Consider the following 25,602-nt stretch of genomic DNA (forward strand, 5'->3'; position numbering starts at 1 on the left):
GGCGGCCCGCCTCCGGCGCGCCTTCTTGATGGCGAGGGGACACATCCGGCGCGCGTGGGGGAACTCCCCCGCGCGCGGGGACGGCTCGCACGTGTTCGACCGGGAGCGCGCCGCCGGCCCCCCGGTCGCATGACGACAGTCTTGTTACGTCAATGGATCCCGACTCGGGCGGCGAGGGCGGAATTTCCCGGCCATCACACCGTCCGGCCGGATCGACTTCACCGATATCGCAGCCCTCCGACACGTCCCCGTCTGCGCGGACACAAAAATGAGCAGAGCGGTGTCAGGGAAATGCCAAAATGTCGACGGCGGACCGACACAACGGTTAACGCCGCATTTCCATCCGTCCACCCCGAGGCTGTGACCAGCAATTACGTCACATCGGACAGAGCACCCCGCAGCAGAACGGATAGTGAATTTCCCCATTTCTTTGCTGTCTACCTAAATAGAGGTATCAGCCTCGGACGATCGATGTCAACATCATTCATTTATGTCTGGCGCCATTAAGTCAAAAACGGTCAACTGGCATGTCGAGGCCGGAGTGCCGGAGGAGCCGCCGTCCGTGCCCGGCGGGCGGGCGCGGGGCCCGCGCCGTCAGGTCACGTCTTGCCCGGTCCTTGATGCGCGGGCGGTGGAGACCTCCCTGCACGGCGTGCCATCGTCGAGGAGGAGGGGGGCGATCCATGACTCCGCTGTACTTGCAGGGCTTCCTCGCGCCGGTGCCCGACGAGATCGACGCCTTCGACCTGCCGGTGAGCGGCGCCCTTCCCCCCGCGCTCACCGGCCGCTACTTCCGCAACGGTCCCAACCCGCTGCCCGGCCGCGATCCCGGCCACTGGTTCACCGGGCCCGGGATGGTGCACGGGGTACGGCTGCGTGACGGCCGCGCCGAGTGGTACCGCAACCGCTGGGTGCGGACCCGTGAGCTCACCGAGGGCGCGCCCTTCGTCCGGGACGACCTCTCCGTCGACCTCACCGCGGTGCCCGCCAACACCCACGTCGTCCCGCACGGGGACAGGATCTTCGCGCTGGTCGAGACCGGCCTGCCGTACGAGCTCACCGCCGAGCTGGAGACGGTCGGCCCGTGTGACTTCGGCGGCCTGCTGACCACCGCCATGACCGCCCACCCCAAGCGCGACCCGCTCACCGGCGAGCTGCTCTTCTTCGGCTACGGCTTCACCCCGCCCTACCTCACCTACCACCGCCTGTCGGCGGAGGGGAAGCTCGTGGAGAGCCGGGAGGTCGCGGTGCCGGGCCCGACGATGATGCACGACTTCGCCATCACCGCCGGTCACGTCGTCTGGATGGACCTGCCCGTCGTCTTCGACCTGGGGCTCGCCGGGGGCGGGGGCGTGCCGTACCGGTGGGACGACCGCTACGGAGCCCGCCTCGGGGTCATGCCGCGCGCCGGCGGCGCCGAGGCGACCTGGTACGACATCGAGCCGTGCTACGTCTTCCACACCGCCAACGCCCATGAGGACGGCTCCGGCCGCGTCGTGCTCGACGCCGTCCGCTACACCCCCGCCGAGTTCGCCGCCGTGTGGGACGACCTCGGCCGCAGTGCCCACCCTGCGGCCAGGGCGGCCGTGCGCGGGACGGCCCACCTGCACCGGTATGTGCTGGCCCCCGGCGAGGACGCCCGTGAGGAGCGGCTCGACGACCTCGGGGTGGAGTTCCCCACGCTGAACGACGGCCGGACCGGTGAGCGCAACCGCTACCTCTACGCGGTCTCCTCCGAGGCGATCGTCAAATACGACCTGCGGAGCGGGGCGAGCACCGTCCACAAGACAGGCCCGGACCGGATGGCCGGCGAGGCGGTCTACGTCCCGGCCGGGGACGCCCGGGGAGAGGACGAGGGCTGGCTGATCTCCATGGTCACCGGTGGGCCGGGCGTCGGGTCGGAGCTGGTGGTCCTCGACGCCGCCGACCTCACCCGCGTGGCCTCGGTACGGCTGCCGCGCCGGGTCCCGGCCGGTTTCCACGGCTCCTGGATCCCGGACGGCTGAGCCGGTGGGGCGCCGCGGCGCCCCACCCCGGGGCGGCTCAGCGCCTGGGCGCGTCGGGGAGCCTTTCCAGCAGCGCCTTGAGATCGTCGGCGTGCTCCTCCTCCTGGGCGAGGAGGTCTTCGAAGATCCGCCTGGTGGTCACGTCCCCGTCACCGAGCCACTGGACGATCTCGGTGTAGGAGGCGATGGCGATCCGCTCGGCGACCAGGTCCTCTCTGATCATCTCTATCAGGTCGAGGCTGGCGTCGTACTCCGCGTGCGCGCGGGTGGACAGCGTGTCGGGGTTGAAGTCGGGCTCGCCGCCGAGCTGCACGATGCGCCGGGCGAGCCGGTCGGCGTGCTCCTGCTCCTCGGCCGCGTGCTCCAGGAACTCCGCGGCCACCGGCTCGGCGTAGAGGCCGCTGGCGGTGTAGTAGTGACGCTTGTAACGCAGGACGCAGACCAGCTCGGTGGCCAGCGCCTCGTTGCACACCTGGATCACCCGGGGCAGATCGGCGCCGTAGGCCGAGGTGATCGGCCCCTTGTCGATCTCCTGGCGGGCCCGGGCACGGATTTCCTTGATGTCGGTCAGAAATTCAGCCATGTCCCCTCCCCTACCCCGAATCCCCGATCCATCAAATCTCCGGTCCGTCGGCCCCGAGATCGAGGCAGGGGACGTACGGGGGCGGCGCGGAGTCCATCAGCGGCAGCCGGAGCAGGTCGGCGGCGGCGTTGTGTCCGGCCACCTTCCCCATGGGGATGGCGTGCCGGCGGCACTGCAGGGCGTAGTGGTCCGGGTCGGCCCGGGCGGCGACGTCGCCTGCGGCGAATACGTCCCCGAAGGCTCGCAGCCGCCGATCGACCGTCAGGCGGCCCAGCCGGTCCCGGTCGCCGGGGACGTGCGAGGCGAGCGGACCGGTCTGTACGCCCGCCGTCCACACGACCGCGTCGGCCGCTGAAGAATTTTCCGCCGTCCTGTCACACTCACGCGCCCCACGGGGTCGAGGCAGTGAGGACCTGAAACACACCCGGCCGGTGGATCCCCACCGGCATCCCCTGATGAGGAGCGTTCCTGATGTCCACCGCCTACGTCGTCGTCACTGTTCTGGCCGCCGCATGGGTGGGCTTCTCGGCTCTGTCCATCTTCATGCGGGCCAAGTGGGTCGTGGAGCCCCTGAGCGACTACGGCGTCCCCCGCTCGTGGTGGCCCTGGCTCGGCGCGGCCAAGGCCGCGGGGGCGGCGGGGCTGCTGGCCGGCCTCTCCGTCCCGGTCATCGGCGTCCTGGCCGGGATCGGTCTGGTGCTGTACTTCACCGGAGCCGTCATCACCGTGATCCGGGCACGCTCGTACTCGCACATCCCCTTCCCCCTGCTGTACCTGGTGCCGGTGGTCGCCGCCATGGCACTGGGACACGCCGCCTGAGCACCCCCACCGTCTCGACGGCCGGGCACCCCACCGACGGGAGCCCGGCCATCGGGCTGACCGGCTGAGGTCGCCGGCCTGTTCTCACCGGGACCGAGGCGACCTCGGAGAAGACGGCGATGGAGAGGGTGAGCAGCGGGATGTCAGGCGCTCTGGGGGGCGGATCCGCCAAGGGAAGGGCCGGGGCCGGCAGCGGGACACCGCGGCCGGCCCCGTGGGGTCACTACTGAGCCGGAGCCGGTGCCGTGGCGCGGTATCGGGCCGTGTTCTCCTCGGCCTCAGTGCTCCAGCGCTGGAAGCCGGCCTTCTCCAGCACCCGGACAGAGGACGGGTTCGACAGCTCCACGGTGGCGTGGACCGTGTGGACGCCCGGCGCCGTGAAGGCGAACTCGGTCAGCGCGCGGGTGGCCTCGGGGGCGTAGCCGCGCCCCCGCCGGGAGGCGACGATGCCGTACCCGATCTCGAGGGCGCCCTCGCCAGGCGGCCAGAACAGGCCGATCGAGCCGACGACCAGGCCGCCGGCCCGCTCGATGATCTGACGGTGCCCGTACTCCCCCAGCCATGCGGGGTTGTCGGCGAACAGTCCGACGATGACCTGATCGCCCTCGGCGGGGAAGTCCTCGGCCCAGTGGGCCTGCCGGGCGCCGTCCAGGACGGCGGTGACCTCGCCGGGCGTCCACCGCCGCAGGACGAGGCGGTCGGTGACCAGATCGATGTCGGTCATCGGGAAGAAGGAAGACATGTGGAGCTCCTGATCGTTGGAACGACCCGGACCGCGCTCAAGCTCGGTCGGACCGGAGGAAGGAACGCTGAAAACGGCTGCTGGCAGCCATATTCATCGACCTCCCTCACCACACGATGACCAGGCGTCTCTCACGCCGCCGCGATGCTAACAACCCTTCCGCGCCCCGGGCAAACCACTTTCAGCCGGTCCCGCGGCCGCGGCGCGACCGGCGTGGCGGGGTGGATGCCGGCCCGAAGAGGCCCGGCCGGGGCTGACCGCGCCACTGCCGGTCCTACCGGAAGGCGGCGATGTGGCGCCGGGCCCAGTCGGCGAAGGCGCGGGGCGCGCGGCCGAGGACCTGCTCGACGTCCGGGCTGACGCGCTGCTCGGCGGGGACGGGCTCGCCGATGATGGCCAGGGTCGTCTCGGCCACGGGTCCGGGCATGAACCGCAGCATCTCCGCGCGGGCCTCGTCGCGGGTCTGCTCGACGAACCGGACCGGCTCACCGAGCGCGTCGCCGATCGCCTCGGCTCGTTGCCGCGGCGTGGTGAGGGCGGGCCCGGTCAGCTCGTAGACCCGGCCCGCGTGACCGTCCTCGCGCAGGGCCGCAGCGGCGACCTCGGCGATGTCGGCCGGGTCGATGAACGGCAGGCCGACGTCACCGAACGGCGCGGCGACGGTCCGCCGGGTGCGGACCGACTCGGCCCAGGCGTAGACGTTGGAGTTGAAGCCACCGGGCCGCAGGATCGTCCAGTCCAGTCCTGACTGCCGGACGGCCTCCTCGATCGACCGTCCCGTGCTCCCGTGGGAGGCGGAGTCCGGGCGGGTCACGACTCCCTGGGAGGACAGCAGCACGATCCGTCCGACTCCGCCGGCTTTCGCCTCACCGAGGATGTCACCGACGACGCCGCTCGGGTTCTCGGCGGCCGACGTGAAGTCGCCGGAGATCAGCAGGAAGAGCGCGTCGGCTCCGTCGAGGGCAGGCCGCAGGCTCGCCGGGTCGGCCAGGTCGGCGGCGACGGCCGGCACTCCCTGCGGGACGTCGGCCCCGGTGATCTTCCGCGACACGGCCGTCACCGGCTCGTCCGCCTCGGCCAGCAGCCGCACCAGCGTCCGCCCGACGTTCCCGGTCGCTCCCGTTACCACGATCATGCCGCCTCCTAGTTAGTTAGCTGACTTACTTAGGTGGACGGTAGCACATCCCGACGGGCACGCGTCTACAGTTAGTGGGGTGACTGACTCAACGAAGTCCCGGGAGCGGGGGGCCGACAAGCGACGGCGGCTGACGGCCGCCGCCGCCCGGGTCCTGCACCAGCAGGGCGTGGAGCGCACCACCATCGCCGACATCGCCCACGCCGCCGACGTCCCGGTCGGAAACGTGTACTACTACTTCAAGACCAAGGACGAGCTGGTCCAGGCCGCCCTGGCCGAGCACTCCGGATACCTCGCGGAACTCACCGGCGAGCTCGACAGGCTCCCCGACCCGCTCGAACGCCTCAAAACCCTGGTCGGCACGTGGGTCGGCCAGCGCGACGTCGCGGCCCGCTACGGCTGTCCCACCGGCACCCTGGCCGTCGAGCTCGACAAACGCGCGGAGGGGGACATGGACCTGGAAGCGGGCAGGGTCATCCGGTCGCTGCTGGACTGGGTGGAACGCCAATTCCGCGAGCTGGGACTGCCCGACCCCGACGGCCTCGCGATCGCGCTCGTCGGCGCCTACCAGGGCATGTCACTGCTGGCCAATGCCCTGCGCGACCCGGAGATCATGACCCGCGAGGGGAACCGCCTCACCCGCTGGCTCGACGCCCTGCCCGACGGCGCCGCCGGGCACCCGAACCCCTGAGTCCCCGGCCTCCATCGACCCCCTTGGCGAACGCCAGCGTCCCTGCCCCTGTGAGCCGCCGCCCTGCCGCATGGAGTTGACGGCCGGGACAGGTCCTGGTCTGCGGCACGACGCCTTGGCCCCGAAGCACCCGTCCGCCGCGCCGTCAGCCGCTCAGGACCAGCTCATCCCCGCCCACCCGCGGCGTGCCGTACCGGCTGACGCAGCACCGTCCTCGGCTCCGGGACGTCGAACGCGGTGAGGTAGATCTCGTGGTGCGGGCCGTTGGCGACCAGGCCGTGCTCGGCCATGTGCTCGTCGAGGAGCTTGAGCGAGCGCGCCTCCTCGCTGTAGGGCCCCTCGTGCAGCACCTCCACGCACTCACCCTCGGTGAAGGTGACCACCTGCACCCGGTCAACCGCCGCGCCGGAAGGACGGACCGCCTCACGCGCCCGCTCCAGCGCCCCCGCCTCCGGCACGGCGGGCAGCGGCAACAGTAGGTGCCAGCGCCACTGCTCACGCGGCACCGTCAGCGGCGGCTGGTCGCTCTCCACCCACCAGCGGCCCTCCATCGGAGGCATCGGCACGCCCATCGCGCCTGCGACGGCATACAGAGCCCCGATGGCGCCGGCATGCTCGGCCCCGCCGGGCTCGCCCATCCCGGTGACGTTCAGGCAGGTGGTAGGCCCGTAATGAACGGTGGTGACAGTCATGACTCCTCCAACAGAAGCATCACGTGAGTGACCAGCTGGTCTGGCGAGGTGACGGCCGGGTCGGACACATACACCTCGCGGATCGGACCCACCGGCTGGTGACCGCGCTCGGCGCACCAGGTCAGCAGGGCATGGGCGGTCAGGTTGATCTGGTCATAGGGACCGACATGGGTGGCGGCCGCCAGCACGCCCCCGGGCAGCAGCGCATCGCCGGGCGTGGCCGTGACCAGGGCCGCGCTGACCTCCACCGGATCGGTCACATCCAGCGGGAACAGACCGATCAACTGCGGCGGCCCGCTCGCCCCGCCCGCTGACCGGCCCACCGGCATCCCGGGCCCGCTCACCGGCCCGTCCGGCTCATCGGCCATCTCGCCCGGCCGGTGAGCGGCCAGCAGCTCGGCGATGGCCTCGCTGGTGGCGCGGGCGATGTCGTCGGGGCCGGCGGCCAGGCGGCGCGTCAGCCGTACCCGTAACGGCTCCTGCCGCACCAGCCGGATCTGCGCCTGGGGCAGGCCGTCGGCCATGACCCTCCGCAAGATCGACAAGGTACGGCGGCGCCGCTCGAGCTCGGCCTGCAGATCCCGCTCCACCTGCCCCAGAGCACTCGCCGTCCCCGACAGCACCTCGGCGATGGCCGCCAACGGCACGTCCAGCGACCGGAGCAGCCCGATCGTCAACGCCTGGCGGGCCTGGCTGGCCTGGTAGTAGCGGTAGCCGGTGTCCTGGTCGACGTAGGCGGGCTCCAGCAGGCCGAGCTCGGCGTAGTTGCGCAGCTGTTTGACGCTCAACCGCGACAGCCGGGCGAAGGCCCCGATCGGCAGCAGGTCCTGTGGGTGTTGCTCGTGCATGGGATCCAGCATGGGCTCTACCCCGAGGGGAGAGTCCAATCGTTACCCGACCGCCCGGCCGGGGCTTTGACGGCGTCCGGCAACCTATGTCCGAAAAGTCCCCGCGTCGGCCCCGGACGGCCCGTGTCAGCCGTATTCCGGCGACGTCCCCTTCGGCGCGTCCTGAGGTTGGGCGCGGCGGGCGTAGGCGCGGGCGGCGCGGGCGCGGTCACCGCAGCGGGTGGAGCACCAGTGGCGGCGGCCGTGGCGCAGCAGGTAGCGGTTGCAGGGGGCGGAGCCGCAGGGGGTGAGCCGCTCAGCGTCGGGGCCGGTGAGGAGGTCGGCCGCGTTGGCGGCGAGACTCGCGAGAGCGTGGTCGAGGATCTCGTTGGTGGGGCACGGGACCGCGCGGTAGGGGCCGTTCTTCTCGTCCCAGTACAGCAGGGCGGCCGTGGGGACCCTGCTCAGCGCGTCGTTGACGGCGGACAGGGCGGCAGGCAGGGCGGGAAGCCCCGCGACCCGGGAGGCGCACAACGACCTGAGGTGTTCGCGCAGCGAGCGCAGCTGCGCCGCGCACATCTCCTGCACCCCGGCGTCGGGCGGAGCGAGGTCGCGTTCCACGAGCCACCGCTGCGCCGCCGCGGGGACGCCGAGGAGGTCGACGAAGTGCCCTCCGGGCAGCGCGATGACGCTGTTGACGAAGTCGAGTGCGAGGTACTGCTCCGCCCCCGGCGCGGGCGGCGGCGCAGACTCGGCGCTCGCGGTGTCCCTCATGCCTCTCATGGTACGGCTTGCATTCATCCGTGATGAACAACTACGGTCACTTCACGGATAGATAAGACTTCATCCGTGAGGGAGTTCCTTCGTGTCTGCTACCGGCACCACCCATGAGCAGTTCCCCGTCCGCGTCTTCGGCGGCCCGACCGCTCTCTTCGACTACGGCGGGTTGAGGTTTCTCACCGACCCGACCTTCGACGCTCCCGGCGACTACTACGCTCCCGGCGACCACCAGAGGTCGGGTCCCCCGATCCTGACCAAGACCGCGCCCTCCTCGGCCGCGCCGGCCGACCTCGGCCGCGTCGACGTGGTCCTGCTCTCCCACGACGAGCACCCCGACAACCTCGACGACTCCGGCCGAGCCCTGCTCGCCGACGTCCCGCTCACCCTCACCACGCCAGGTGGCGGGCACCGCCTGGGAGACGGGGCCAAGGGGCTGGCCGACTGGGAGTCGATCGAACTGGACCGCCCCGGCGGCGGCAGGATCACCGTGACGGGCGTGCCCGCCGTCCACGGGCCCGGCGCACGCGAGGGGGTCGAACCGGTCACCGGTCAGGTCGTCGGATTCGTCCTGACCGGCGAGGGCCTGCCCACGGTCTACGTCAGCGGCGACAACGCCTCGCTCGACCTGGTCAAGGAGATCGCCGCGCGCTTCGGCCCGGTGGACACCGCCATCCTCTTCGCCGGGGCTCCCCGCTTCCCCGTCCTCTTCGACGGCGCGCTGATCGTCCTCGACAGCGCCCAGGCCGCCGAGGCCGCCAGGATCCTCGGCGCCCGCCGGGTGGTCCCCGTCCACTACGACAGCTGGGCCCACTTCACCGAGGGCCGCGACGAACTGGTGGCCGCCTTCACCGCCGCTGGACTGGCTGACCGCCTGGACCTGGGCGACCTGGGCTGACCCGGACAGGCCGGGCGCAGCGCCGCGTCCTGATCGTCCTGGTCACCGCCCAGGTCCTCAGCGGCGCCGGGCTCAAGATCGACAGCTTCCTCGCATGTCGTTCCGCCTGGGATCAGGCACGGTCCGTACGTTGAGGAGTTCGGAGTGATGGTGTTCCGATCGCTGTCGCGTCGAGGCAGGGCGCTCAGGCTGGTCATGGCGGGGCCTTGGGGGCGGGCGCGCTGCTCGCCTCGGCGGGGACCGCGCACGCCGCCGCCAATCCGTACACCCCTGAGGGGGTCTGCGGTCCGGGCTACCATGTGATCGATTCCAGGACCTTGACGCACCTGAACGGCGGCTCCGGCGGCAAGGTGTACCTGCTCTACAACAACTCCAACGGCTACAACTGCGCGGTCACGATCAAAAGTGTGTCCGTTGGGGTGGCCACCAAGACCGGCGTGAAGATGATCATCGGCAACACGCCCTACGAGCAGAACGGCACCTTCAAGTACTACGCGGGTCCCATCAGAGGTGCCGGCGCGGGCAAGTGCGTCTGGACGAACGGCTACACCTTCAAGAGCGGGGGCTGCACCAGTTACGCCGCCAGCATCCCCGAGGGCCACCGCGGCGGCTGACACTGTGGGCCCGCCGGGCGCGGACGGCCAGCAGGGTGAGCCAGCCCAGGCCGACGGTGACCGCGACGCGCTGGAAGAGCCCGCCGAGCTCGACCAGCCCGGCGGCCTGCTCGAACGCGACGGTGGCCAGGATGAACGCGCCCACGAAGGCGACGGCGCTGGCGGCCGAGTAGATCGCCCATGCGCGCTCGCGGCGCGCGGCGGAGCGGAGGGCGAACACCACGCAGGCCGCGGCCAGCGCCGCGAAGCCGGGCAGCGCGATCAGGTCGTGGACGGCGGCGTGAGCGCTGCCGTACTCCACGAGCCTGTCCGGGGTCCCCGGCGGATAGCCGCTCACCGGGTCGGTGGTGAAGATCCCGGCGCCGATCAGCTGGACCGCCCACACGCCGATCAGCGCCGGCCCCCAGACCGAGCCCCGGGCCGGCCCCTCGGCGCCCCGGAGCACCCGCCGCAGGCCGGCGGCGAAGGCGAGCGTCAGCAGGCCCGTGACGACGAAGGCGGCGCTCTGGGTCCATCCGGAGTCTCCGAGCGCGAGCGAGCTGACCGGATGGCGCAGCGGGTCGTAGCCGGCGCGGGTCGCGCCCTCGACGAGGAACGCGGCGACGAACAGCGGGCCGGCGACCGCACCGCAGGCGAGCAGCCGTCTCGTCGTCGCATGGGCGTGATCCGGCCGTGACGGGCCGCCGGCGGGCGGCGGGGCGGCCAGTAGGGTGCCTCTCATGGGTGTCAATCTAAGTTGACACGACGGTCCTGTCAACCAATGTTGACGGGCGGACGGCGTGGCCCATGGATCCTCGGCTCCCACCACCGGAGGAGCCGGGCGTCCGGACGCACAGGCGCGGACAAGTCCCTTCAACCGCGCGCCAAGACAGGCGGCGCTCGATGAGGGCGGAGACAGGACGCCGCCCTCGGCTCGCACTGCGCCTGGGTCGCCGCCGAGGCCATCGCCGGAGGCGGGCCGTACGGGGAGGAGTCCGCCCACTCCGTGGCCGCCGAGATGTGGAAGGTCGCCGGGCCGGGCGGTCTCCCGGAGGGCCAGTTAAAGGTCATTATCGGGCAATTGGTTCACAAAGCCGCTGGCCGGGTAGCCGGCTCCCCGATATGGGAACCGCGACGAAAGTGCCGCAGACACGGAGTATGAGCGGCGAGGAGCTCTCCGCCGACCACGCGTGGGTGACCCTGCGCAAGTACGGCCGATGGCACCTCATCCGTGACTCCTTCGCCAGGTTCAGGTACGGCGACGGGATGACCAACTCGCGTGCGCTGGCCCTGCAGGTGTGCCTGTCCATCATCCCCGGCGCCATCGCGCTGGTCGGGCTGAGCTCGGTGCTCAACCAGGAGCAGCTCGGCCAGGTGCTGGAGCTGACCCTGAGCCGGATCGCGCCCGGCGCCGGGGTGGAGGCGGTCAAGGACGTGCTCGCCGACAGCCACCGGCAGGCGGGCCACGCCGGGGGCGCCCTCGCCCTGTGGCTCGGCCTGGTCACCGCGCTGGTCTCGCTGACCAGCGCCATGGCCCAGGTGGAGCGCGGGGCCAACCGGATCTACGGTGTCGAGCGCGACCGCCCGTTCCACCGCAAGTACGGCAGGGCCCTGCTGATGGCCGTCTCCGCCGGCGCCTTCATGACGGTGGGCTTCGTGGTGATGGTCGGCGGCGGGGCGATCGGGCGAGCGCTCGCCCAGGTCTACGGCTGGGGTGAGGACATGCTGGCGGCGTTCACGCTGGTCCGCTGGCCGGTCGGATTCCTGCTGGCCCTGCTGTCCGCCTCGGTGCTGTTCCGTGCCGCCCCCCGGCGCAGGCAGCCGGGCCACACCTGGCTGGCCTTCGGCGCCCTGGTCGCCCTCGTCCTGTGGACGGCGTTCACCCTCCTGCTGGCCCTCTACATCGAGCGCAGCGGCACCTTCGGCGCCACCTACGGCCCGCTCACCGCCGTCATGGCGCTGCTGCTGTGGTCCTTCCTCAGCTCGACGGCGCTCTTTCTCGGGCTGGCCTTCGCCGCGCAGTTGGAGGCGTGCCGCGGCGGAAACCGGGAGCCGGTCGGGCCGGACCCCGGCCCCACCGCCGAGGAGGAGCGGGAACCGCTGGTGGGCGCCGTCGGCACGGCCGCCGCCGAGGCCGCCCGGGGGCTGGCGCGGTGGTGGCGCCGGCCCCGGATCCGGTAGAGCCGGCCGGTCACGGGCGGCGTCGCGCGGGTCCGCCGTGCTCACGCGGTGCCCGGCGGCGGCATCCTGTGGGGATGAGTTATCGCATATGTGTCGTGTGCCTGGGAAACATCTGCCGGTCCCCGATGGCCGAGGTGGTGCTGAGGAAGACCCTGGCCGACCATGGGCTGGGCGATGTCGTCTCGGTCGACAGCGCGGGCACGGGCGGCTGGCATCAGGGCTCCCCGATGGACGAGCGGGCCGCGGCGATGCTGGCCGACAACGGCTACGACGGCTCCTCGCACAGTGCCAGGCAGTTCCTGGCCGGCTGGTTCGGTCAGGTGAACCTGGTGCTGGCGATGGACGCCGAGAACCTCCGGGCGCTGCGCCGCCTGGCGCCGGCCGGCTCGGACGTGCGGCTGTTCCGCTCCTTCGACCCGGCCGCGCCGCCGGGGGCCGAGGTGCCCGACCCCTACTACGGCGGCCGCAAGGGCTTCGCCGACGTGCTGGAGATGGTCCGGGCCGCGTCCGAGGGGCTGGCCGAGCACCTGTCGCGGACGCTGCCGCGGTGAGGACGCGGGCGGCCTCCCCGTCCGGGCGCCGTGGCCGCCGTCCCGTCCCGGCCCCCGCGCGAGGGCGCGGGATCTCCGCGCGGGCTGATGTCGGTGGCCGCCGCTACTGTCGGCGATCACTACCACCACCTTGAGGAGGGACCGCATGACCGGACCCGACGCGATCATGACCGAGATCGGCCGGGGCATCGAGCTCAACCAGAGCGGCAGGCGGGAAGAGGCCCGCCGGCTGTTCTCCGGCCTCTGGGAGGAGATCGGCGCCACCGGCGATCCGCTGCACCGCTGCGCGCTCGCCCACTCGATGGCCGACGCCCAGGACGACCCGCACGAGGAGCTGGTCTGGGACCTGCGGGCGCTGGAGGCGGCGGACCTGGTCACCGACGAACGGGCCCGGCAGGCGGGCGCCACCGGCCCCGTGGCCGGCTTCTACCCGTCCCTGCACCTCAACCTCGGGGAGGTCTACCGGAAGCTGGGCGACCTCGATCGCGCGCGGGACCACCTCGATCGCGGACGGGCCTCGGTGAGCGCCCTCGGCGACGACGGGTACGGACAGATGATCAAGGGAGGGCTGGACCGGCTGGCGGACCGGTTGCGGGCCGTCTGAGAGCCGGGCCTGGCCGGTCGGCCGCGCCCCTGCGGCGCCGGGCCGGCCGGGCCGGCGCCGCGGGGCGTCCCGCCCGGCCCGCTCACCGGCCGGGGGTCGGCGGGCGAGCAGGGACCAGAGGACCCGGGGGGTCGTCAGGTGAGCGAGGTCGTCGGGTGAGCGGGGTCGTCGGGTGAGCGGGGTCGTCGGGTGAGGAGGGAAGAGCGCCTGCGGGGTCAGCGGGCGAGCAGGGACCAGAGGACCTGCGGGGTCAGCGGGGTGGCGGTGATCCGGTCGGCGATCTCGGGCAGGGCCGCGGCCACCGCGTTGCCGACGGCCGCGGGCGGGCCGATCGTGCCCGCCTCGCCCGCGCCCTTCATGCCGCCGGGAGTGATGGGGGAAGGGGTCTCCAGCAGGACGATCCCGATCTCCGGGATCTCCCGAACCGTCGGCAGGAGATAGTCCGCCGCCGGCTGCCCGTCCGGGGAGTAGACGACCTCCTCCGTCAGCGCCATCCCGATCCCCTGCGCGATCCCGCCCCTCAGCTGGCCTTCGACGATCGCCGGGTTGACGAGCACGCCGGAGTCGCCGACCACCCAGTAGCCCTCGACCTCGACGGCCCCGGTCTCCTCGTCGACCGCCACGGCCGCCGCGTGGGCGCCGTAGGCGTAGGTGTAGGCGCTGGGGTCGTGGGTGACCCGCTCCTCCAGGCCCGGCGACATCCCCGCGGGCAGGTCCCAGCCGCGCCAGGCGGAGGTGGCGATCTCCCGAAGGGTGCGGCGCGCGCCGGGGTCGCCCTTCACCTGTACGGCGCCGTCCGCGATCTCCAGGTCCTCCGGGGCCGCCTCCAGCTGGTGGGCGGCGATGGCCACGATCCTGTCGCGCAGCAGGCCGGCCGCCCGGTTCAGGGCCCCGCCGCCGACCACGAGGGAGCGGCTGGCGATCGAGCCGACGGAGGAGTACGGCGTGGCGGAGGTGTCGCCGAGCACCACGTGGACCCGCTCCAGCGGCACGCCCACCCCGTCGGCGGCGAGCTGGGCGAGGGTGGTCTCGATGCCCTGTCCCATGCCCGCCACCCCGGCGTGCACGACGACCGAGGCGTCGAGGTCCATCCGCACGATCGCGGTCTCGAACCCGCCTGCGGCCTGGCCCGCCGCCTTCATCCCCATGGACGGTCCCAGGCCGGTCGCCTCCACGTGGCAGGAGAACCCCACACCGCGCCTGCGCCCGTCGTGTGACGGCCTGGCGCGCGCGATCTCGCGCAGCGTGCGCAGGGCGCGGGGGTAGTCGCCCGAGTCGTAGGACTGCCAGGTGCGGGTGGAGTAGGGCAGCTCCTCGGGGCCGATCATGTTGCGCAGCCGTATCTCGACGGGGTCGAGCCCCAGGCGCCGGGCCGCCTCGTCGATCAGCCGTTCCCTGGTCCAGGTCACCTCGGGCTGGCCGAACCCCCGGTAGGAGCCGGTCGGCGTGGTGGTGGTGACGGCGGCGCGCAGGCGCGCCCCGGCCCTGTCGAACCGGTAGGGCCCGGGCAGCATGATGGCCGACACGGCGAGCGGGGAGATGCCGACGTTCGACGGGTGGGCGCCCAGATCCCCGAGGATGTCGCAGTGCAGCGCGACGAAGCGGCCGTCCGCCTCCAGCGCCAGCCGGCCCCGGTGCACGGCGTCGCGGGCGGGCAGGGTGGCGACGAGGTGGTCGCTGCGCGACTCGGTCCACGTCACGGGCCGGCCGAGGCGGATCGCGGCCAGGCAGACCAGCGCCTCGTCGGGATAGAGGTGCTCCTTGGCGCCGAACCCTCCGCCGACGTCGCAGCCGATGACGCGCACCCGGTGGTGGGAGAGCCCGAGCGCCTCGGCCGCGTGGTCGCGCACGTGGTGGGGGGCCTGGGTGGCGGCCCAGACCGTCAGCGTCCCCTCGGCGTAGGCCGCCACGATCCCGCGCGGCTCGACCGGGCTGGGCGCCGCCCTGCCGAGCCGGAACGTCATGTCCACCACGTGGGCCGCGCCTGCGATCGCCTCCTCGCAGTCGGTGTCGCCGACCGCGAAGTCGGTGACCAGGTTGGTGCCCCAGTCGGGGTACAGCAGTGTGGCGCCGCCGTCGAGCGCCGCCTCCACCCCGATCACGGCGGGCAGCTCGCCGAACTCGAAGTCGACCAGCCCGGCCGCGTCATGGGCGGCCTCCGCGGTCCGCGCCACGACGACGGCGAGCGGCTGTCCGGCGTAGCGGATCGCCGCCTCCAGCGCCGGGTAGGAGATCTCACGCTGTCCCGGTGCCAGGGACACGCACGGCAGCCGGACCGCGGCCGCGTCCTCGGCGGTGATGACGTCCAGCACCCCGTCGGCCGCCAGGGCGGCCTTGACGGCACGTCGCGTGACCCGGCCGTGCGCTATGGGACTCCGGACGACCACCGCGTACGCCATGCCGGGAAGGCGGACGTCGCCGACGAACTTGCCCTGTCCGGTCAGCAGCCGGGAGTCCTCGCGGCGGGGGGCCCGGGTGCCGACATACGGATGACCATCGCTCATGGCCCTGATTGTGCGTGCCGTCGCGGCCCGCGCCAAGACCGCCGTGCCGTACGGCCTCAAGCCGGCGCCGTGCCGTACGGCCTCAAGTCGGCCGGGCGCCGCTCACACCGGCAGGGGCTCGCTGACGACGACGGGCTCGTGCCGGACCGGGAAGTTGACGGAGTTGGCGATGAAGCACATCTCGTGGGCGCGCTCGTGCAGCGCCGCGGCGCGCTCGGCGTGCTCCGGGGCGGCGACGGTCACCCGGGGCCGCAGCACGACCTCCTCGAAACGGCCGCTGCCGTCGGGAGCCTCCGCCATGGTGCCGCTCGGGTGGTCGGTGTAGGCGGTGACCACGACGCCGGCGTTGGCGCACAGGCCGAGGTACCAGAGCATGTGACACTGCGACAGCGAGACGACCAGGAGCTCCTCGGGATTCCACCGGTCCCGCTCGCCACGGAACGACGGGTCGGACGAGCCCGCGATCGGCGCCTTGCCGGTGGCGCCGATCTCGTGCGCCCGCCCGTAGGCGCGGTAGTCGCTGGTGCCCGTGCCGCCGTTGCCGGTCCACGTCACGTCCACCTCGTAGTGGTGAATCTTCGGCATCGCCTTCTCCTTCCCCGGCGGCCTTCCGCCGGCCATCTTGTCGTCGACCGTCGCACCGGCGCTATGACGCCGGGGACGTGCGGGTGCGGGCGGCGCCGGTGGCGCGCGCGTGGTCGCCGGCGATCCGGCCGGCGAGCTCGCGCCGGCCGTCCCTGATCGCCGCCAGGAGCCGCCGGTGCTCGTCGGCCACCGCCTCCGGACGCTCCGGGGCGGTCAGGGTCGCCCGGGTGGAGACGATGATCTGGTCCCAGAGACGGTCGAGGGTCTCCAGCGCGATCGGGTTGCCGGCGAGCTCGGCCACCGTCCGGTGGAAGTCGCGGTTCAGCCCGATGGCGCGGTCGAGGTCTCCGGCGGCGGTGACCTGTTCGAGCCGGCGCGCGCTGTCCTCCAGCTCCACCAGGGCCGCGGGCGGGATCCGCCCGTCCCGCTGCCGGTCGGCGGCCAGCTCGGCGGTGAGCGTCTCCAGGGCCGCCCGCACCGCGTAGGCGTGGTCCAGGGAGTCCGGCGACAGCCCGGTCACCACCACGCCCCGGCCCGTGCTCCGCACCAGGCCGTCGCTCTCCAGCCGGCGCAGCGCCTCGCGGACGGGTGTGCGGCTCACCTCCAGCGCCGCGCTCGCCGACAGCTCGGTGAGCCGCTCACCCGGCGGGTAGTGCCCCGCCACGATCTGCTCGCGCAGCCGCCGGTAGACGGTGTCGCCGTGCATCGCTCCCCTTCCGCCGTTATGTATGCAATGTATACATTGCGGTCCGGCCCACCTTCAAGCCGGGCCGGGCCGGGGGCGGCGCCGGCCGCCGGAGCGCGGCCCGTCAGCCGCTCTCGGGCAGCCCGTACTTGGCCCGCGCCGCGGCGACCCTGTCGGGGAGGAACTCCGTCGGCCAGGGCCCCTCGGCCGGGGAGTAGCCGCGCAGCACGCGCCGGGAGATGGAGGCCAGGTGCACCTCGGTGGGGCCGTCCATGATGCCCATCAGCGGCGCGCTCTGCCAGAGCCTGGCCAGGGGTGTCTCGTTGGAGACGCCGAGCGCGCCGTGGATGTGCATCGCGCGGTAGACGACGTCGTGGAAGACACGGGCGGCGGCGACCTTGCAGGCCGCGATCTGGGTGCGCGCCTCCCTGGTCGAGGACTGGTCGATCAGCCACGCGGTGTGCAGGACCATCAGCCTGAACTGCTGGATCTGGATGTAGGAGTCGGCGATCGCGGCCTGCACCAGCTGCTTGTCGGCCAGCAGCCCGTCGTGCGTCCGCCTGGACAGCACCCGCTCGCACATCATGTCGAAGGCCTTCTTCACCGCCGCGACCGTGCGCATCGAGTGGTGGATGCGCCCGCCGCCCAGCCGGGCCTGGGAGACGGCGAAGGCGCCGCCCTCCTCACCCAGCAGCGCCTCCGCCGGGACCCGGACGTCGTCGTAGCGGATGTGGGCGTGCGCGCCGTGGCCGGGCCGCTCGCCGATCGTGCCGATGTCGCGCAGGATCTCGACGCCCGGGGTGTCGGCCGGGACGAGGAACATCGACATCCGCCTGTAGGGATGGGCCTCGGGGTCGGTCACCGCCATCACGATCAGGAAGGTCGCCGAGGAGGCGTTGGAGGTGAAGTACTTCTCACCGCTGATGACCCAGCCCCCGGAGGCGTCCCGTACGGCACGGCAGCGGAACAGGCGCGGGTCGGCGCCCGCGTGCGGCTCGGTCATCGAATAGGCCGAGAAGCACTCGCCGTCCAGCAGCGGCTGGAGGTAGCGCTCCTTCTGCTCGGCGGTGCCGTACATCGCGATGATCTCCGCGTTGCCGGTGTCGGGCGCCTGGCAGCCGAAGACGACCGGCGCCCAGCCGGACCGGCCGATGAGCTCGTTCATCAGAGCCAGCTTGAGCTGGCCGTATCCCTGGCCGCCCAGTTCGGGGCCCAGGTGGCAGGCCCACAGACCCCGGTCCTTGACCTGCTGCTTGAGCGGCCCGACGATCTCGCGCAGCCTGTCGTCCATGTCCCGGTAGGCGTGTCCGCCGAAGGCCAGGTCGAGCGGCTCGACCTCGTCACGGATGAAGGCGTCCATCCAGTCGAGCTTCTCCTGGAACTCCGGCTCGGTGGAGAAGTCCCACATGGCGCCTCCTCTGACAGGCCATCCGAATAATGTTCTGTTCGGCGCGAACCTATAATGTGATCGCATTAACGGTCAACGGCGGGAAGCGCGATGACACGGCCGGCTGGGACCCGGGAGCGGTTGATCACCGCGGCGGAGGAGCTGTTCTCCACCCGGGGCATCGGGGCCGTCAGCCTGAACGAGATCGTCCGGGCCTCGGGGGCGCGCAACGCGACCGCGCTGCAGTACCACTTCGGAGACCGGGCCGGGCTGCTCCGCGCCGTACTCGGCAAGCACGGCGGCGACGTGGACGCGCGACGGCACGCCATGCTCGACGACTACGAGAGAGGCTGCGGCCCCGGACAGCCGCGGACGCCCTCGCCCACCGGCACCAGGACACCAGCCGCCGAGCCCACCGGCACCGGGACACCCACCGGCACCGGACCCACGGACCCGCTGACGCGCCCGCCCTCCGGCCCGCCGGCGTATCCCCAGGTGCTCGCGCTGGCCGCCGCCCTCGTCCACCCGCCGGCCGCCAAACTGGCCGACCCCGACGGCGGCCCGGCCTACCTGCGCATCATGGCCGAGCTCATCGGCCACCCGGGAGCCTCACTGGCCACGGCGGAGCAGGACGACCCCGCCGCCAGCATCCACCGCTGGCGGCGGCTGGCCGCGCCGCTGCTCCAGGAGGACGCGGTCCGGCTGCACCGGCGGCTGGTGGCCATCCGGTTCACCATGGTGGAGCTCGGCCGGCGGGCCCGCTCGGGGCCGCACCCCGACGACCGGCTGTTCGTCAGCCACCTCGTCGACCTGGTCGCCGCGCTGCTGCTCGCGCCGCTGTCGGAGGAGACCCTCCGGCTCGCCACCGAGCGCGGCGCCGAGACCGCCGGCTGACCGGCGGCCGGGAGCGGGCCGTCGGGAGTGGGCGCCGGGAACTGGTTGCCGGGAGCGGAGCACCGGGAGCAGCCGGAAGCGGCCAGGAGCGGGTCACCGGGAGCGGCCGCGGCGACCTACCGGGACATTGCGATCCGGTCCCGACGGCACCCCTTCCAGCCCCGGGCCTCCGGTCAGTGGCGGTAACCGCGCGTGACCGGACCCCCTCCTGTCGTGCCTGTCCGTCACCGGAGGGTAATCGGAGCCTCCCAAGGCTTTGGTCGCACCTGGATGCCCCCCGGAGTGCCCGCCGTCTACCGTGGAATTCCGGCTCTCCGCCGCATCGGTGCCGTATGCGGCACTGGTCCGGCATTCCGCCAGCCCGGGCATCGCCCAGGGCGCAACTGATTAGACATGGAGTGATCTGTCATGATCAAAGTCAGGAACGCTCTCGTATCCGGGGTGATGGGGGCCTCCGCGCTCATCGTGCCCGCGACGGTGCCGGCTCAGCCCGCCGGCGCCGACACCGTCTCCACCGTCTCCACGGCCTCCACCCTCGTCTCAGCGGCGAAGCCCTGCTCGAAGCACAAGAATCCGGCCAGGTGCTACGCCCGGCGAGGCAGCGGCGGCGGTGGCGGTGGTGGCGGTGGCGGCATCGACCGCGGCATCAGCGACGACAGCGTAACCCGCGGCGGCAGCGGCGGCGGCATCGACAACTGACACGACGGCGCCAGCGCCGGACAGGCCGCCCGGCACCGGGCCCACCCGCCGCCCGGTGCCGGAAAGTCATGCCTGCGCCCGGCCACGGCCAGGACCGGCGGCCCACCACCCGGTGCCGGACAGCCGCCGGTGACCGGCCTCCGGCCGTGACCGCCCGCGCGGCGCGGCCCGTCACGGTCCGAGGGCCGCGATCCCCCTGACACGGTGACGATCCTCCAGGACAGCGAGCTGCCCGAGAGCCGGCCCTCCGGAACCGCCGGCCGCCTCTCCGCACCGGAGCATGACCGCACGGCCGGTCCCCGGCCGAGCCCCCCATCCCACCATTCGGGCACGGCTCTCCTCATTCGGCAGGCCGTACCCTCACATGGCTGGATAACGTGCCTCATGCCCCCGAACTCGAATCGTCTCTACCAAGCGGTCCTCCGCGACAAGACCGCCCCCATCTCCCTCCGGCTCCGCCGTACCTTCGGAGACTGGCTCGTGACGAAGGGACTCCCCGCGCCGGAGCAGGGCAGGCCCTCTCAGGAGTTCGAGGCGGACGGCGTCAGGGCCCGCATGGACCGCAAAGTCGACTGCGGCCGGTATGTCCTGGAGGAGACCGGCGGGAGAGGGCCGCTGCGCACGCAGGTCACCTACGCGGAGTCGGTGGCCGGGATGACCGGCTGGGTGGTCGTCCGGGTCGAGGGGGACGGCGAGAGCCACGACGGGCACGCCCCGGACTTCGTCCAGGCGTACCTGCGTACCGCGCGGATCACCGACGGAGCGGTGCACCTGACGGACACCGCGGACGCGGTCGACGAGGACGGCGTCCACCGGCTGGTCCACCTGCTCGCCGAGCGCGACCGCCGGGTCCCGGTGATCGTGGTGTCGGCGGACCCACAGGATCCGCAGGGCGTCCGGGCCAGGGCCGAGCACCTGGCCGGTGCGGTCGCCGGGGCCGGCGTGGTCGTGCGTCTCGCCGACCTACGCGCCCAGGACCGCTTCAACGGGACGATGGGCTCCGAGCTCGGCGTGTTCGGCGCGGGCATCCGCACCTACGTGGCGCCCTTCGACCCGGCCGCCGAGTGCTACCCCTACCGGCACCGTCCGATGGGCGGCCCGATGCTCCGCAGACAGGGTGATCAGGCCCTCGAACTGGTGGCGGGCGGCGCCATCGGCGAGACCGCCCGCCGTCCCCTCCCCGACGACCTCCAGCGCGCCTACCAGGTGGTCTCCAGGATCCTGGCGGGCAAGGCGCAGCCCGGTGACATCGCCGCGGCGGTGGCGCCGAGACCGGCGCCGGCCGGCTCGGCCCGGGAGGAGTTGCGCCGCCGGATGATGGCGATGACCGTCCGTCCCGGACCCGTCGCAGCGGCGGCCGTGCCCGTCGAGGAGCCCGCCGTGGCCGCCAGGACCGCCGGGGTCGCCGCGGAGCCGGAGGACGCCGGGACCGCCGTGGCCACCGCGGGCTCGGAGGACGCCGGGGCCGGACGGCCCGCCTCCGAGGTGGCCGAGCTCGCCCAGGCGGTCGCCGCCGTCGTGGTCAAGGAGCTGCGGGGAGAGCTCGACGCGGCGCTCGACCTCACGGTCTCGTCGGCGGGGAACGGGACGGACAACAGGGAGATCCTGCGCCAGATGCGCACCCTCGGCGCGCGTGTCGACGGACTGCGCGATCTCATCGCCGTACGGCCGGGCCGCGACCGCCCTCCGGCCGGACCGGAGGGCGGCAACGGCCGTACGGCGGGCGAGATCGACCGGCTCCGCGCCGAGCACGAGATCCTCCAGCAGGAGTACGCCGAGGCCGTCGCGGGCGCCCGCAAGCTCCAGGAGCGGGTCCACTGGCTGGAGGCCAGGCTGGCCGAGGCCGGCCAGCCCGCCTTCGGCCTGTCCGCCGACAGGCCCGCGTTCGAGCCGACGAGTCTCATGGACGCCCTGAACATGGCCCGGGAGACGCTTGCCCACGTGGAGATCGGCGACACCGACACGGAGGCGGCCAAACTCGACCTCGCCTACCCCACGCTCGCGCGGGTCTGGGCCTCCAAGACCTGGGACGCCCTACGGGCGCTGGACGCGTTCGCGCGGGCCAGGTCGTCGGGCGAGTTCGCCGGCGGGTTCTTCGACTGGTGCAGGAGCGCCGCCCGGCTCACGATCCCGGCGGGAATGGTCGCCATGAGCGAGTCCCGGACCGTGAACACCAACGGCAAATACAGCATGAGGCGGACCTTCGCCGTCCCTCTGGAGGTGCACCCCTCGGGCAAGGTGCTGATGGAGGCACACATCAAGATCCGCAAAGGCGGCTGTCCGGCGCCCCGGATCCACTTCCACGACGACTCGGGCGGCAGCACCGGCAAGATCTGGATCGGCCACGTGGGCGACCATCTCCCCAACCCCCACACCAACTGATCCACGGCCCGGAATCATCCGCGCGGCCCGGGCAGATGACGATTGGGGCATGCAGTCACATATGCGCTGGTAGAGAGGGATTTCTTGGTACACAGCCCGGATACGCGGTCCGGCAAGGGCGACCCGGGGGATCACCGTCACGTAGTCAGCATGGGCCGCCGCGGGTTCACCGGCCTTCCTGGATCACGTGCGGGCTCCGCCGTGCGCCTGCGGACATGGGGCTGGTTCACGGACGGGAGGCGTGACGGCCACGGAGTACGGGACGGAGTACGGGATCCGTCCGGAGGTCGGCAGGCTCCGGAAGGTGATCGTTCACCGTCCGGGGCTGAGCCCGAAGCGGCTGACGCCCTCCGGCGAAGACGATCTGCTCTACGACGACGTGCTGCGGGTCCGCCGGGCGCAGCCTGCCCGGCCTCTGCAGCCCGGTCGCGGCCCTCGCGTCCTGTGGCAGGTCAGGGTGTCGCAGGTGATCCGACAGACGCCCCGAAGATGGGGCAAGGTCCTCTCGGGAGCCGCGGAGTCTGCAATGCTGAGGGCGGAAAAAACGTACCCCCGCACATACGTCGGGACCAGTATCCGAATACGCCCGGCGGAGAGGACAGCCCCCGTGCCCATCGCCTTCCCATACGCCGACGATGCCGAGCGCGAGCACGCCGAGCGGCTCGCCGCGGCGCGCCAGCAGCTCGCCCACGAGGGGATGCTCCACCCGACGTGGGAGGAGCTGACCGAGCAGGAGCGCGCGGACGCCATGGTGGACGCGGTCTGGTACCTACGGGCCGGGCGTCGAGCCGGACTGTACGGCTTCGACTCCGCCCGGCCGGCCATCACGGTGCGCGACACCAACGGGCAGCCGATCCCCCGCGAAGGCTACGAGGCCTTCCTGCGCACCTGGATCGAGAAGAACGGGACCGGGGACCGGCTCGCACTGCTGGACGACACGGAGAGGTTCGTCGTGGCCGCGCTGCTGGACGAGCTGTGCGGCGTCTACCCCAAGGAGCAGCTTGGGCAGCTCGCCCGGGAGGTGGCGGTGAAACTGAACGACCGGCGCGGCGCCTGACCGACCTGCCAGGAGCGCGGAGCCCGGCGTCCTCCGGCCGCAGCCGTACCCGCCTTGACCGCGGGAACTCGCCCGGCTCCGTAGTCGAGCCGGTCCCGGTCCATGGCCGAGCCGGTCCCGGTCCATGGCCGGACATCGCCGGCACGTCTTGTCGCCTATCATTCGTAGTTGCAAACTACTCGCGATAAGAGGGTGGCATGGCGGTCGTTCTGGGGATCGAGACCTCGTGCGATGAGACCGGCGTCGGGATCGTGGCCGACGGGAGGCTCATCGGCGCCGCGCTGGCCTCCTCGATGGACGAGCACGCGCGCTACGGCGGAGTGGTGCCGGAGATCGCCGCCCGGGCGCACCTGGAGTCGCTGGTCCCGTGCGTGGAGGCCGCGTTCCGGCAGGCCGGGATCGGCCCTGCGGAGCTGGACGCGGTCGCCGTCACCTCGGGACCCGGCCTGGCGACCGCGCTGCAGACCGGCCTGGCCGCCGCGAAGGCCTACGCGCTCGCCTGGGACCGGCCGCTGTACGGCGTGCACCACCTGGCCGGGCACGTGGCCGCCGACACCCTGGAGCACGGTCCGCTGCCCCGGCGGTCCGTCGCGCTGATCGTGTCGGGCGGCCACACCTCACTGCTGCTCCTCGGCGACCTGGCACGCGATCCGATCGTCCACCTCGGCGACACCCGCGACGACGCCGCGGGAGAGGCGTTCGACAAGATCGCGCGGATTCTCGGGCTCGCCTACCCCGGCGGTCCCGCCGTCGACAGGGCCGCACGGGACGGAGATCCCCGGGCGATCGACTTCCCCCGCGCGATGCTCGGCGCCGGCTACGACTTCTCCTTCTCCGGGCTCAAGAGCGCCGTCGCCCGGCACGTGGAGCGGGGCGGTCCCGGGTTCTCGGTGCCGGACGTCGCCGCCTCCTTCCAGGAGGCCGTGGTCGACGTCCTGACCCGCAAGGCCGTCGACGCCTGCCTGGCCCACGGCGTGGACACGCTGGTGATCGTCGGCGGGGTCGCCGCGAACCACAGGCTCCGGCGGGTCGCCGCCGAGCGGTGCGGCGCCGCGGGTGTCACGCTGCGGATCCCGCCCCCGCGGCTGTGCACCGACAACGGCGCGATGATCGCCGCCGTGGGGGGCCTCCTGGTCGCCGCGGGCGCCCCGCCCTCCCCCTTCGACCTGGCCGCCGACCCCTCGGCCCCGCTGACCCGGGCCTCCCTCACCCCGGACCGTCTCTGACCCCGTCCGTGCGGCCCCTTTCCGGCGCTGATTCATCGCGGCCACAGGGGAGCTCTTCCGCGATCACGCGACTGCAGGCCCCTCACTCACCAGCCGTTCAAGAAGGCGGCAGTAGGCACCGCCGACTCGATGGCGTCCTCGAAGACCTTCTCGTGACGCACGGGGGACATGATCACTTTCCTTTCGTCGAGATCTGATTACTGTGAGCATCGACATGGTTGCGGAATTCGGTCGAAGCCCTGCGAGACGCCTGGCCGTACAGTGAAGATATGGGCATGTTGACTGTTGATCTGGACGCCAAGGCCGAGAAGGCGCTGAACGAGCTGACCTCCGACGGCCGTTCCGCAACCGAGGCCGTCCGCGAAGCGCTCGTCATCGCTCAGCGTCTCCACCGCATGGAGCTGGCCCGAGTCGCAGCCGAGAGGCTGGCCAACGATCCCGCCGACAGGGCCGAAGCAGAAGCAATCATGAAGGACACGGAGCACCTGCGTGCGTGGTGACGTGTATCGGCTGCGCGCCCCTCGTGACGCGATGGCCCATGAGCAACGAGGCGAGCGTTTCGCCGTGATCCTCCAGTCAGACTTCCTGACCCATCTCTCCACCGTGCTCATCGCCCCGACCTCGGCCAGTGCGCCTCCCGCGCCTTTCCGCCCCGAAGTAGAACTTCTCGGCAAGCAGACACGCATCATGGTCGAGCAGACCATGGCTGTCGCCCCTCACCGCCTGGGCGACTTCGCGGGACGCCTGGATCCAGTCGAGATCGAAGAGATCGATGACGCCCTGCACACCGTCCTCGGCATGCTCCAGTAGCGAAGACACGGAGCCGGTGAGCCCTTGGAGTATCAGCACGGTCCTTTCCGTAGGAGGTCAGGGTTGGCGCGGCCGTACGTTTGCCGCTTGAGCCCCTTGACACGACAGACGTTGCCTTCCACCACACCCGAGCTGCGCGGCAGGGTGAGTCCGTTGAGCACGGCGTGCCGGAACTTCCGCACCGCCTTGTCCGACGGACTCAGCGGCTTGCAGACCTCGGTGTGGGGCTTTCCCCGGTCGAGCGGCCGATGGACGGCGACGGCTCGAAGTGTCG

The 25,602-nt window shown here is 72.3% G+C and carries 27 protein-coding genes; 15 read left to right on the forward strand and 12 right to left on the reverse strand.

Features of this window, described 5'->3' with window-relative positions:
- Window positions 1-683 precede the first annotated feature (683 nt).
- On the forward strand, window positions 684-2,006 hold the full coding sequence (locus ACWDS7_RS11835) for a carotenoid oxygenase family protein (protein WP_451929243.1): 1,323 nt from the start codon (window positions 684-686) through the stop codon (window positions 2,004-2,006).
- A 37-nt stretch (window positions 2,007-2,043) separates the two neighbouring features.
- Here ACWDS7_RS11835 and ACWDS7_RS11840 read toward each other — a convergent pair whose 3' ends face one another.
- Entirely contained in the window at window positions 2,044-2,589 is a 546-nt protein-coding gene (locus ACWDS7_RS11840; protein WP_306869552.1) for a ferritin-like domain-containing protein, read from the reverse strand.
- Between the two features lie 31 nt (window positions 2,590-2,620).
- A complete protein-coding gene (locus ACWDS7_RS11845) occupies window positions 2,621-2,926 on the reverse strand; it encodes a hypothetical protein (RefSeq protein WP_451929244.1) in 306 nt (101 codons plus the stop codon).
- Between the two features lie 134 nt (window positions 2,927-3,060).
- Here ACWDS7_RS11845 and ACWDS7_RS11850 point away from each other — a divergent pair, with 134 nt between their 5' ends.
- On the forward strand, window positions 3,061-3,408 hold the full coding sequence (locus ACWDS7_RS11850; RefSeq protein ID WP_451929245.1) for a DoxX family protein: 348 nt from the start codon (window positions 3,061-3,063) through the stop codon (window positions 3,406-3,408).
- A 223-nt stretch (window positions 3,409-3,631) separates the two neighbouring features.
- Here the strand turns inward: ACWDS7_RS11850 and ACWDS7_RS11855 are convergent, their stop codons facing one another.
- Both ACWDS7_RS11855 and ACWDS7_RS11860 read right to left on the reverse strand, forming a co-directional pair.
- A complete protein-coding gene (locus tag ACWDS7_RS11855) occupies window positions 3,632-4,150 on the reverse strand; it encodes a GNAT family N-acetyltransferase (RefSeq protein ID WP_451929246.1) in 519 nt (172 codons plus the stop codon).
- A gap of 274 nt (window positions 4,151-4,424) precedes the next feature.
- Window positions 4,425-5,285: an NAD(P)H-binding protein gene (locus ACWDS7_RS11860; RefSeq protein WP_451929247.1), complete on the reverse strand. Its 861-nt coding sequence runs from the start codon at window positions 5,283-5,285 to the stop codon at window positions 4,425-4,427.
- A gap of 79 nt (window positions 5,286-5,364) precedes the next feature.
- Between ACWDS7_RS11860 and ACWDS7_RS11865 the strand changes: the two genes are divergently transcribed.
- Window positions 5,365-5,976 (forward strand): TetR/AcrR family transcriptional regulator, encoded by a 612-nt coding sequence (locus ACWDS7_RS11865; RefSeq protein WP_451929248.1) that lies wholly within the window; start codon window positions 5,365-5,367, stop codon window positions 5,974-5,976.
- A 164-nt stretch (window positions 5,977-6,140) separates the two neighbouring features.
- On the opposite strand, the gene ACWDS7_RS11870 is transcribed toward ACWDS7_RS11865, so the two are convergent.
- The 3 genes from ACWDS7_RS11870 to ACWDS7_RS11880 all read right to left on the reverse strand — a co-directional run bounded on the left by ACWDS7_RS11870 (window position 6,141) and on the right by ACWDS7_RS11880 (window position 8,269).
- Window positions 6,141-6,668 (reverse strand): GyrI-like domain-containing protein, encoded by a 528-nt coding sequence (locus tag ACWDS7_RS11870; protein ID WP_451929249.1) that lies wholly within the window; start codon window positions 6,666-6,668, stop codon window positions 6,141-6,143.
- Window positions 6,665-7,516 (reverse strand): MerR family transcriptional regulator, encoded by an 852-nt coding sequence (locus ACWDS7_RS11875; protein ID WP_451929250.1) that lies wholly within the window; start codon window positions 7,514-7,516, stop codon window positions 6,665-6,667. The genes ACWDS7_RS11870 and ACWDS7_RS11875 overlap by 4 nt, the downstream gene beginning before the upstream one ends.
- A gap of 126 nt (window positions 7,517-7,642) precedes the next feature.
- The gene (locus tag ACWDS7_RS11880; protein WP_451929251.1) at window positions 7,643-8,269 is read right to left on the reverse strand and encodes a CGNR zinc finger domain-containing protein; all 627 of its coding nucleotides are present in this window, start codon (window positions 8,267-8,269) and stop codon (window positions 7,643-7,645) included.
- A gap of 91 nt (window positions 8,270-8,360) precedes the next feature.
- On the opposite strand from ACWDS7_RS11880, the gene ACWDS7_RS11885 reads away from it, so the two are divergent.
- A complete protein-coding gene (locus ACWDS7_RS11885) occupies window positions 8,361-9,170 on the forward strand; it encodes an MBL fold metallo-hydrolase (RefSeq protein WP_451929252.1) in 810 nt (269 codons plus the stop codon).
- 206 nt (window positions 9,171-9,376) lie between these two features.
- A complete protein-coding gene (locus tag ACWDS7_RS11890; protein ID WP_451929253.1) occupies window positions 9,377-9,784 on the forward strand; it encodes a spore-associated protein A in 408 nt (135 codons plus the stop codon).
- On the opposite strand, the gene ACWDS7_RS11895 is transcribed toward ACWDS7_RS11890, so the two are convergent.
- Complete coding sequence (locus tag ACWDS7_RS11895; protein WP_451929254.1) at window positions 9,723-10,505, reverse strand: DUF998 domain-containing protein; 783 nt, start codon at window positions 10,503-10,505, stop codon at window positions 9,723-9,725. The genes ACWDS7_RS11890 and ACWDS7_RS11895 overlap by 62 nt on opposite strands.
- A 416-nt stretch (window positions 10,506-10,921) precedes the next feature.
- Between ACWDS7_RS11895 and ACWDS7_RS11900 the strand changes: the two genes are divergently transcribed.
- The 3 genes from ACWDS7_RS11900 to ACWDS7_RS11910 all read left to right on the forward strand — a co-directional run bounded on the left by ACWDS7_RS11900 (window position 10,922) and on the right by ACWDS7_RS11910 (window position 13,099).
- Window positions 10,922-11,944: a YihY/virulence factor BrkB family protein gene (locus ACWDS7_RS11900; protein WP_306869514.1), complete on the forward strand. Its 1,023-nt coding sequence runs from the start codon at window positions 10,922-10,924 to the stop codon at window positions 11,942-11,944.
- A 74-nt stretch (window positions 11,945-12,018) separates the two neighbouring features.
- Window positions 12,019-12,495, forward strand: a complete 477-nt coding sequence (locus ACWDS7_RS11905) for a low molecular weight protein-tyrosine-phosphatase (RefSeq protein WP_451929255.1) — start codon at window positions 12,019-12,021, stop codon at window positions 12,493-12,495.
- A 145-nt stretch (window positions 12,496-12,640) separates the two neighbouring features.
- Entirely contained in the window at window positions 12,641-13,099 is a 459-nt protein-coding gene (locus ACWDS7_RS11910) for a hypothetical protein (RefSeq protein ID WP_451929256.1), read from the forward strand.
- Window positions 13,100-13,314: 215 nt separating this feature from the next.
- Here ACWDS7_RS11910 and ACWDS7_RS11915 read toward each other — a convergent pair whose 3' ends face one another.
- From ACWDS7_RS11915 to ACWDS7_RS11930, 4 genes are all read right to left on the reverse strand, one after another.
- On the reverse strand, window positions 13,315-15,603 hold the full coding sequence (locus ACWDS7_RS11915) for a xanthine dehydrogenase family protein molybdopterin-binding subunit (protein ID WP_451929257.1): 2,289 nt from the start codon (window positions 15,601-15,603) through the stop codon (window positions 13,315-13,317).
- Window positions 15,604-15,705: 102 nt separating this feature from the next.
- Window positions 15,706-16,188: an OsmC family protein gene (locus ACWDS7_RS11920; RefSeq protein WP_306869504.1), complete on the reverse strand. Its 483-nt coding sequence runs from the start codon at window positions 16,186-16,188 to the stop codon at window positions 15,706-15,708.
- Window positions 16,189-16,249: 61 nt separating this feature from the next.
- Window positions 16,250-16,894, reverse strand: a complete 645-nt coding sequence (locus ACWDS7_RS11925) for a GntR family transcriptional regulator (protein ID WP_451929258.1) — start codon at window positions 16,892-16,894, stop codon at window positions 16,250-16,252.
- A gap of 103 nt (window positions 16,895-16,997) precedes the next feature.
- Window positions 16,998-18,281, reverse strand: a complete 1,284-nt coding sequence (locus ACWDS7_RS11930) for an acyl-CoA dehydrogenase family protein (protein WP_451929259.1) — start codon at window positions 18,279-18,281, stop codon at window positions 16,998-17,000.
- 90 nt (window positions 18,282-18,371) lie between these two features.
- Here ACWDS7_RS11930 and ACWDS7_RS11935 point away from each other — a divergent pair, with 90 nt between their 5' ends.
- The 7 genes from ACWDS7_RS11935 to ACWDS7_RS11965 all read left to right on the forward strand — a co-directional run bounded on the left by ACWDS7_RS11935 (window position 18,372) and on the right by ACWDS7_RS11965 (window position 25,328).
- Window positions 18,372-19,154 (forward strand): TetR/AcrR family transcriptional regulator, encoded by a 783-nt coding sequence (locus ACWDS7_RS11935; RefSeq protein WP_451929260.1) that lies wholly within the window; start codon window positions 18,372-18,374, stop codon window positions 19,152-19,154.
- Between the two features lie 408 nt (window positions 19,155-19,562).
- Window positions 19,563-19,853 carry a hypothetical protein gene (locus ACWDS7_RS11940; protein WP_451929261.1) on the forward strand — a complete coding sequence of 97 codons (291 nt, stop codon included), beginning with the start codon at window positions 19,563-19,565 and terminating at the stop codon, window positions 19,851-19,853.
- A 384-nt stretch (window positions 19,854-20,237) separates the two neighbouring features.
- Window positions 20,238-22,235, forward strand: a complete 1,998-nt coding sequence (locus ACWDS7_RS11945; protein ID WP_451929262.1) for a hypothetical protein — start codon at window positions 20,238-20,240, stop codon at window positions 22,233-22,235.
- A 607-nt stretch (window positions 22,236-22,842) separates the two neighbouring features.
- Window positions 22,843-23,292 carry a hypothetical protein gene (locus ACWDS7_RS11950; protein ID WP_306875923.1) on the forward strand — a complete coding sequence of 150 codons (450 nt, stop codon included), beginning with the start codon at window positions 22,843-22,845 and terminating at the stop codon, window positions 23,290-23,292.
- A gap of 197 nt (window positions 23,293-23,489) precedes the next feature.
- Window positions 23,490-24,518 carry a tRNA (adenosine(37)-N6)-threonylcarbamoyltransferase complex transferase subunit TsaD gene (gene tsaD / locus ACWDS7_RS11955; RefSeq protein WP_451929263.1) on the forward strand — a complete coding sequence of 343 codons (1,029 nt, stop codon included), beginning with the start codon at window positions 23,490-23,492 and terminating at the stop codon, window positions 24,516-24,518.
- Window positions 24,519-24,787: 269 nt separating this feature from the next.
- Window positions 24,788-25,018: a hypothetical protein gene (locus ACWDS7_RS11960; RefSeq protein WP_306869487.1), complete on the forward strand. Its 231-nt coding sequence runs from the start codon at window positions 24,788-24,790 to the stop codon at window positions 25,016-25,018.
- Window positions 25,008-25,328, forward strand: coding sequence for a type II toxin-antitoxin system PemK/MazF family toxin (locus ACWDS7_RS11965; RefSeq protein ID WP_451929264.1), 321 nt, complete (start codon window positions 25,008-25,010; stop codon window positions 25,326-25,328). The genes ACWDS7_RS11960 and ACWDS7_RS11965 overlap by 11 nt, the downstream gene beginning before the upstream one ends.
- The last annotated feature ends 274 nt before the right edge of the window (window positions 25,329-25,602 follow it).

The organism is Streptosporangium sp. NPDC003464 (assembly GCF_053588315.1).

Coding starts and splice junctions, on each gene's coding strand:
- ACWDS7_RS11920 (WP_306869504.1), bottom strand. CDS start 16,188: ATGCCGAAGATTCACCACTACGAGGTGGACGTGACGTGGACCGGCAAC.
- ACWDS7_RS11910 (WP_451929256.1), top strand. CDS start 12,641: ATGACCGGACCCGACGCGATCATGACCGAGATCGGCCGGGGCATCGAG.
- ACWDS7_RS11835 (WP_451929243.1), top strand. CDS start 684: ATGACTCCGCTGTACTTGCAGGGCTTCCTCGCGCCGGTGCCCGACGAG.
- ACWDS7_RS11915 (WP_451929257.1), bottom strand. CDS start 15,603: ATGAGCGATGGTCATCCGTATGTCGGCACCCGGGCCCCCCGCCGCGAG.
- ACWDS7_RS11935 (WP_451929260.1), top strand. CDS start 18,372: ATGACACGGCCGGCTGGGACCCGGGAGCGGTTGATCACCGCGGCGGAG.
- ACWDS7_RS11870 (WP_451929249.1), bottom strand. CDS start 6,668: ATGACTGTCACCACCGTTCATTACGGGCCTACCACCTGCCTGAACGTC.
- ACWDS7_RS11925 (WP_451929258.1), bottom strand. CDS start 16,894: ATGCACGGCGACACCGTCTACCGGCGGCTGCGCGAGCAGATCGTGGCG.
- ACWDS7_RS11905 (WP_451929255.1), top strand. CDS start 12,019: ATGAGTTATCGCATATGTGTCGTGTGCCTGGGAAACATCTGCCGGTCC.
- ACWDS7_RS11850 (WP_451929245.1), top strand. CDS start 3,061: ATGTCCACCGCCTACGTCGTCGTCACTGTTCTGGCCGCCGCATGGGTG.
- ACWDS7_RS11930 (WP_451929259.1), bottom strand. CDS start 18,281: ATGTGGGACTTCTCCACCGAGCCGGAGTTCCAGGAGAAGCTCGACTGG.
- ACWDS7_RS11900 (WP_306869514.1), top strand. CDS start 10,922: ATGAGCGGCGAGGAGCTCTCCGCCGACCACGCGTGGGTGACCCTGCGC.
- ACWDS7_RS11895 (WP_451929254.1), bottom strand. CDS start 10,505: ATGAGAGGCACCCTACTGGCCGCCCCGCCGCCCGCCGGCGGCCCGTCA.
- ACWDS7_RS11960 (WP_306869487.1), top strand. CDS start 24,788: ATGGGCATGTTGACTGTTGATCTGGACGCCAAGGCCGAGAAGGCGCTG.
- ACWDS7_RS11880 (WP_451929251.1), bottom strand. CDS start 8,269: ATGAGGGACACCGCGAGCGCCGAGTCTGCGCCGCCGCCCGCGCCGGGG.
- ACWDS7_RS11840 (WP_306869552.1), bottom strand. CDS start 2,589: ATGGCTGAATTTCTGACCGACATCAAGGAAATCCGTGCCCGGGCCCGC.
- ACWDS7_RS11855 (WP_451929246.1), bottom strand. CDS start 4,150: ATGTCTTCCTTCTTCCCGATGACCGACATCGATCTGGTCACCGACCGC.
- ACWDS7_RS11945 (WP_451929262.1), top strand. CDS start 20,238: ATGCCCCCGAACTCGAATCGTCTCTACCAAGCGGTCCTCCGCGACAAG.
- tsaD (WP_451929263.1), top strand. CDS start 23,490: ATGGCGGTCGTTCTGGGGATCGAGACCTCGTGCGATGAGACCGGCGTC.
- ACWDS7_RS11860 (WP_451929247.1), bottom strand. CDS start 5,285: ATGATCGTGGTAACGGGAGCGACCGGGAACGTCGGGCGGACGCTGGTG.
- ACWDS7_RS11875 (WP_451929250.1), bottom strand. CDS start 7,516: ATGCACGAGCAACACCCACAGGACCTGCTGCCGATCGGGGCCTTCGCC.
- ACWDS7_RS11940 (WP_451929261.1), top strand. CDS start 19,563: ATGATCAAAGTCAGGAACGCTCTCGTATCCGGGGTGATGGGGGCCTCC.